The sequence below is a fragment of the Acinetobacter sp. Swhac1 genome, assembly GCF_013390985.1.
Lineage (GTDB): Bacteria > Pseudomonadota > Gammaproteobacteria > Pseudomonadales > Moraxellaceae > Acinetobacter > Acinetobacter towneri.
Genome location: NZ_JACASN010000011.1, coordinates 96,642 through 103,549, shown reverse-complemented (window position 1 = coordinate 103,549; position 6,908 = coordinate 96,642). Strand labels below are relative to the sequence as shown.

The following is a 6,908-nucleotide window of genomic DNA, read 5'->3' as shown; positions in this document are numbered from 1 at the left end:
ATTTACTTCGGATGCTAACTGATTTAGCACCTTGCAATGTTTGTCTTTTATGCGTAATTTGAGTGTCTTCATCCAATTATTTTAACAGTATTTTTCTTAATAGTGACTATAGTACAAGTATTTAAAACGACATTTCGTGTCGTTCATATGGTTTACTCCAGTCGCTTATATCCTCGTGCTGAACCACGAGGTTTTACGCTCCAGTGGATAAAAAATTGCCAAATTAAAATTTATTGACGTTGACCACTTTATAAAATGTCAGCATGCCCCAAAATCATCATTTTGTTAGAAAAAACAGCCCAAGCGCATGTGCTGATGCCAAATCAAGTTATACTTGAACGGTAGCAATTTCATCTCAGATCATCTGCATGATAGAGAAAATTGCCACCGACCCAAAATCAGCCTGTGGTTTATGTCGTATTTGTAGTGTATTGGATTAAGCGAGAGTGTAATGAGTCAACCCGAACCAAATGCGCAAGATGTTCTACCAACATGGGTAGACGCTGCGTTGCTTCAAGGGATGTTGCGCGGGATTGAACGCGAAAGTCTGCGTATGCAAAGCGATGGCTTCTTGTCGCAGCAAGCACATCCTCAAGCCTTGGGTTCGGCACTCACACATCCGCATATTACTACGGACTATTCCGAAGCGTTGATGGAGTTCATTACTCCACCGCAAAGCAGCATTCAACACGCGCTTGATTATTTGCGAGATATTCATAGCGTGGTGCATCAGCACTTGGGCAAAGGTGAAAAACTTTGGCCGCTGTCGATGCCATGTATGCTTGATGAAACCGATGACGGTATTCCACTGGCGCAATATGGCAGCTCCAATATTGGGCGCTTTAAAACCTTGTATCGCCGTGGTTTAGGTGTGCGCTATGGTCGCCGTATGCAGACCATTTCAGGGGTGCATTATAATTTATCCTTCCCTGAACATTTATTTGCCGCCTTGCAACAACATGAAAGTGATGAGCAGCTCAAAGCACTGAGTTTGCAAGATTATCGTAGTCATCGTTATTTAGGTTTAATTCGTAACTTTATTCGTTTAACACCATTGGTGATGTTTTTAGTCGGTGCGAGTCCATCGGTTTGTCAGTGTTTTATGACAGGGCGTGAACATCATTTGTTGCCGTTGTTAAGAGGCACGTTGTATTTACCGTATGCGACTGCGTTGCGTATGGGTAACTTTGGCTATCAAAACTCGGCGCAGAAAAAACTTGGTATTCATTACAATGACTTAACAGGTTATTTAGATGGTTTGCAAAAAGCCGTGAAAACCCCGTACTTGCCATTTAGCCGCTTAGGTTTAGATGATGCCACGGGTGAGCCAATTCAAATTAATGACCATGTGCTGCAAATCGAAAATGAGTACTACAGTTTGGTGCGCCCAAAACAAGTACCACAAGAAGGTGAAACCCCATCTCAAGCACTTGCCAATCGTGGTATTGGTTATGTCGAATTACGCGCGGTAGATGTTAATCCGTATAGCCCAATTGGGATAGATGAACATACCGCAGGCTTTTTGGAAGTCTTAGCATTGTATTGTTTGTTGCAAGACAGCCCAGCCTTGTTAGATGCGGAACAAAGCATCATCGAAAAAAATCAGGCCGAAGTGGTCAATCGTGGGCGTGCGCCAAATGCGCACATTCAAGAGGGCGATGTTAAAACCCCAATTGAAGCGTGGGGACAGCAGTATGTCACCGCCATGCAACCTTTGGCTGCTTTACTCGACCAAAGTTATGCGACGCAGCTGTATTCTCAAGCTTTAGAACGCATGATGGTGCGTTTGCATGAAGTCGATGAAACTCTGTCGGCACACATGATTGCCGATACTATTCGTCATGGTGGTACGTGGGGCTTTGGCAGTTATATGGCACAGCAACATGCACATGCGTATGAACAACATACGATTCGTCCTGAAACACAAACATATTTTGATGAAATTGCAGTGCAATCTATTCAGCAACAACAACAACTTGAACAAGCACAAGGTCTGAGTTTTGCAGACTATGTCGCACAATATAGATAACAGTTCAGGGATTTAAACATGCAATTGAGTTATCGTCTGCTAAGTGGTGTTTTATTTTTAGCCAGTGTCATTGGGATGACATTTGCATTGTATTTGGAGCATGTGCAAGGTTTAGCGCCGTGTCCACTGTGCGTTTTTCAGCGGGTGGGCCTAATTGCATTGGGCTTGGTTTCACTGATTGCCTTTGTGCATAACCCTAAATCTAACGTGGTTAAGCGTATTTATGCGCTGTTCGGCAGTATTGGAATTTTATGGTCGGTGGGTGTGGCAGCACGTCATGTTTGGCTGCAAAACTTACCGCCTGATCAAGTGCCAAGCTGCGGCCCAGGACTGGATTATTTGGTAGATGCTTTACCCATGAAAGCTGTGTTGCAACAAGTGCTGTCGGGTTCAGGTGAATGTGCTGTGATTGATTGGACGTTCTTGGGGCAGTCTTTACCCGTGTGGTCATTGCTGTTCTTTAGCGTGTTGGCACTCATCAGTTTATGGCAATTGCTGCGTAACTATCCGTTTGTGGCATCGACTACATTTGGCAAAGTGAAGAAAAAATAAATTCGGCCTACTTGCTCACTGAATTGATAAAAATGCGTCATCCATAAAATTGCGATGGCGCATTTTTTTTTGTGTATCTGTTGATAATCTATCTACCAATCATCGTGTTGTAGGGTATTTTGAACTGCTTGGACTGTGTTAGGTGAGCGCAATGCCTTCTAAACTTGACCAATCGCCAATAAATTCATGAATTTGCTGCTCTGGTACTTCTTCATGCGCAGGATAAAACCATTTCACCAATTGCTCTGCCACACTCGGATGATATTGCAACTGAAAGTGGTTCAGACCATAGAACACAGCTTTGTGCGATTCAGGCAGTTTTAATTGAAAACGTGGGTTAGGATGTTCCCCCAAAGCACTTTTTATACTGACTAAATAATCGCCAATGACTTTGCGGGTCAGGTTCTGCTTTTTCTCGAACTCAATACTGCCTGCCACGAAATAAGCATTAATATGGGTTGGCAAAGGTGCAGGTTTGCGGTTGTCATCGACCTGTCCAATTCGTGCCTGATTATGTTCCCAGTCATCATCTCGCACACTGCCATAGCGCAAATCTAAAATGCCGTTGCTGCGAATATTGACCAGATGCCCGACAATTTTCACAATGGGAAAGCGACCTAATTTTTCCTGTAAATGGAAACCAAAACGCTCCAAAACAGCCCCATGATGTGGTGAACCCAAGCAGACCAGATTTTCGACCAAGTGAATCCAGTGCTGCAAATTTTGCTTACCGTAAAACAGCGCACTGCGCGACACCAAGCCACCCATGCTGTGCCCAATTAAATCAATACTGGTAATTTTAGGATGACGCTGAATTAAATCATCTAAGGTATTGGCAAGACTGCGGCCATTGGCAGAAATGCGACGCCCTGTATTGTAATTCAGATATAACATGGTGTTATGGTCACGTTGTGCCAGTAATTTTTCACCAAAACCACCAAATTGGTGTGTAGTCCAATCGAGGTGATTGCGGCATAAACCGTGCACAAAAATCACCACACGCCCAGACAAATCGCCTTGTTGGACTTCGCCATAATGATCATAGAGCACCATAGGTAAGGCGAGCGGATTTTGCTGTTCGAGTAGATAATCTCCCAATACGCCATTCAGTACACCGACTAAAAAATGCAGGCTTGGTGTGAGTGCTTTGTCATGTAAGTTGGGAAATTGCGCAATAATTTGACGTAAACCTGGCGCAACAAAGTGATAGCCGTATTGTTGTAAGCTGTGAAAGGCAAACTTATACAGCTTTTGAAAAGTCGCGGTTTTTTGAAACTTTTGCGAGCGTTGTTCGCTCATGCCAAATACGCTGAGCAAAACTTCACGCTGAATGGTTTGAATCACTTCGCTCATCACGGCATTCAGGCGCGTGCTGACCAACTGTGCCAAGCCTTCTAAGATATCGGCCTGACTTGGAGGTGTACGGTCCCATCTACAATAGGTTTCATGCAGCGGTGTTAAACTTGGCATACTGTGTTGCCCCTTGTGTTCCCATATACCGAACGCTTTATTTTTACTTGGGTTCGCGGTATAAACTCAAGGGTCTGTTGGCATTTCATGAATTTACAGAACTGCAAATTTTTAGATGAATTGTCACCAAACCCGATACTTTTATTTTATCGTGTTCATCTTGAACTACTTGTAAAATACCGATGAATGCCAAGATGTTCGCATCTTTTTGTCTAACAATTGCATTTTTCCATGAAAATTAAATTAAAAACGCAAAATAAGTGCTGTATCAGCCAAAAATTGAATGGTGTTACTTAGAAATGTCACGCATGAATTTAATTTATTTACATGGTTTTCAAAGTAGTCCTTTGTCCATGAAAGGGCAGCTATTGTATGCCTATGTGCAGCAGCATCGCCCTGATATTCAGATGCATTTGCCCGATTTAAATGCTCCACCTTTAGCGGTTTTGGCAAACGTATCGGCATTGATTCAACGTTTGCCCAATGTGGCATTGGTGGGCAGCAGTCTAGGCGGCTTTTATGCGACACAACTGGTCGCACAGCATCATGTGCCTGCTGTTGTGATTAACCCTGCTATGCGACCATGGCAATTGTTTCAGGACTTGTTTGGCGAGGTGCTGCCCTATGTGGTACATCCGAACTGGAGCTTAACTGCAGCGCAATTGGATGACTTAGCAGACATTGCGTTGCCAGTTGCGCAAGATGCAGACAAAATATTGGTGTTATTGCAACAAGGCGATGAAGTTTTGGATTATCGTGAGGCGCAGCGTTATTATAGTGCTGCCTCACCTTCGGCCATGATCATGACTGAAGCGCACGGCAATCATGCCATGGATGATTTTGCAGACAAAATTCCGATGTTACTGCAATTTTTATCGGATTCCCTAGCTTAAGGAAACAGTACAACGTGTCTCAATATACCGCTCAATCTCTTGAAGTTTTATCTGGTTTAGATCCAGTACGTCGTCGTCCGGGCATGTATACCGACACCACACGTCCAAACCATTTGGCGCAAGAAGTCATTGATAATGCGGTGGATGAAGCACTTGCAGGGCATGCCAATAAAATTACCGTAAAAGTCTATAAAGATGGCTCTTTGTCGGTAGAAGACAATGGCCGTGGTATGCCTGTCGATATTCACCCAGAATACGGGCAAAGCGGGATTGAAATTATTCTGACCAAGCTGCATGCAGGCGGTAAGTTCAGCACCGACAACTACCAATTTTCGGGTGGTTTGCACGGGGTCGGTATTTCTGTAGTGAATGCCTTGTCCAGTCGGGTTGAAGTGACCGTACAGCGTCAGGGCAACCTGTATAAAATGGCTTTTGATCAGGGCGAAGCCGCTGCACCTTTAGAAGTCTTGGAAGGCAAAGCGCCAAAACGTGCTTCGGGTACGTTGGTACATTTCTGGCCTGAAGCTAAATATTTCGATTCACCTAAATTTGCGCTAAAAGCCTTAAAACACAATTTAAAAGCCAAAGCGGTACTAGCTGCAGGTTTAGAAATTCATTACATTGATGAAATTAACGATGAAAAAATTGTCTGGCAGTTTGAAAATGGTCTAGTCGACTATTTGATGGATGAGCTGGAAGATCGTGAGATTGTACCTGCCCCTGCTTTTGTGGCGACAGGTGAGGCAGAGCGTGCCAGTGCAGAGTTTGCAATTTGCTGGAATGTAGAAGGCGGCGAGCAAATTCAAGAAAGTTATGTCAACTTGATTCCGACTGCGCAAGGCGGTACGCATGTCAATGGACTACGTTCTGGTGTGACCGATGCGTTACGTGAATTCTGTGAATTACGCAATTTATTGCCGCGTAATTTAAAGCTATCTGCCGAAGATGTTTGGGATGGGGTCAACTACATTTTATCGTTAAAGTTCCAAGAACCGCAGTTTTCAGGGCAGACCAAAGAGCGTTTATCGAGCCGTGAAGCGGCAAGCATTATGCAGAATATCGCCAAAGATGCTTTTGCCTTGTGGTTGAACCAAAATTCTGACATTGCCATGCAATTGGCAGAAATGGCAATTTCCAAAGCAGGTCGTCGTTTAAAAGCAGCGAAAAAAGTAGAACGTAAAAAAATCGTTTCAGGCCCAGCTTTGCCGGGTAAATTAGCCGACTGCGTGGGACAAACCCGTGAAGAATCGGAACTGTTTATTGTAGAAGGTGACTCTGCAGGTGGTTCTGCTAAGCAAGCGCGTGATAAAAACTTTCAGGCGATCATGCCAATTCGTGGAAAAATTTTAAATACGTGGGAAGTGTCTTCGGACGAGGTTTTGGGTTCGCAGGAGGTACACGATATTGCAATTGCGATTGGGGTTGACCCAGGTAGTGATGATTTATCTGAATTGCGTTACGGTAAGGTTTGTATTTTGGCCGATGCCGACTCAGATGGTTTACACATTGCCACTTTGCTGTGTGCTTTATTCGTGAAACATTTCCCAAGTTTGGTGGAAGATGGGCATTTATACGTCGCCATGCCGCCGTTATTCCGTATTGATGACGGTAAAGATGTGCATTATGCGCTAGATGAAGATGAGCTAGAAAATACGCTGAAAAAAGCCAAAACCAAAAATCCGCAAATTACCCGATTTAAAGGTTTGGGTGAGATGAATGCCAGTCAGTTACGTGAAACCACGATGGACCCAAATACACGCCGTTTGGTGCAACTCGATTTGGATGATAGTCATTTTACCGCGGGTTTATTGGATAAATTGCTGGCCAAAAAACGCTCTGCAGACCGTAAAGTGTGGTTAGAGCAGAAAGGTAATTTAGCCGATTTGGCGGTTTAAGCTGATTTAATTTAGAAAAAGCATCCATTATTTCAAAAAAGTAATGGATGCTTTTTATTGTAATTTTGA

Annotated in this window: 5 protein-coding genes; 4 read left to right on the top strand and 1 reads right to left on the bottom strand. The window is 43.8% G+C overall.

All coding sequences use genetic code 11. The annotated features are described in order from the left end of the window. The first annotated feature begins 451 nt into the window (after positions 1–451). Positions 452–2,029, top strand: a complete 1,578-nt coding sequence (gshA, locus tag HX743_RS07850; RefSeq protein ID WP_178318908.1) for a glutamate--cysteine ligase — start codon at positions 452–454, stop codon at positions 2,027–2,029. A gap of 18 nt (positions 2,030–2,047) precedes the next feature. Then, positions 2,048–2,581: a disulfide bond formation protein B gene (locus tag HX743_RS07845; protein WP_004974176.1), complete on the top strand. Its 534-nt coding sequence runs from the start codon at positions 2,048–2,050 to the stop codon at positions 2,579–2,581. A gap of 138 nt (positions 2,582–2,719) precedes the next feature. Here HX743_RS07845 and HX743_RS07840 read toward each other — a convergent pair whose 3' ends face one another. After that, entirely contained in the window at positions 2,720–4,051 is a 1,332-nt protein-coding gene (locus tag HX743_RS07840) for an alpha/beta fold hydrolase (protein ID WP_178318907.1), read from the bottom strand. Positions 4,052–4,359: 308 nt separating this feature from the next. On the opposite strand from HX743_RS07840, the gene HX743_RS07835 reads away from it, so the two are divergent. Together HX743_RS07835 and parE are read left to right on the top strand one after the other, a co-directional pair. After that, positions 4,360–4,944: a YqiA/YcfP family alpha/beta fold hydrolase gene (locus HX743_RS07835; protein WP_178318912.1), complete on the top strand. Its 585-nt coding sequence runs from the start codon at positions 4,360–4,362 to the stop codon at positions 4,942–4,944. Between the two features lie 14 nt (positions 4,945–4,958). Then, positions 4,959–6,839: a DNA topoisomerase IV subunit B gene (parE, locus tag HX743_RS07830; RefSeq protein WP_004974183.1), complete on the top strand. Its 1,881-nt coding sequence runs from the start codon at positions 4,959–4,961 to the stop codon at positions 6,837–6,839. The last annotated feature ends 69 nt before the right edge of the window (positions 6,840–6,908 follow it).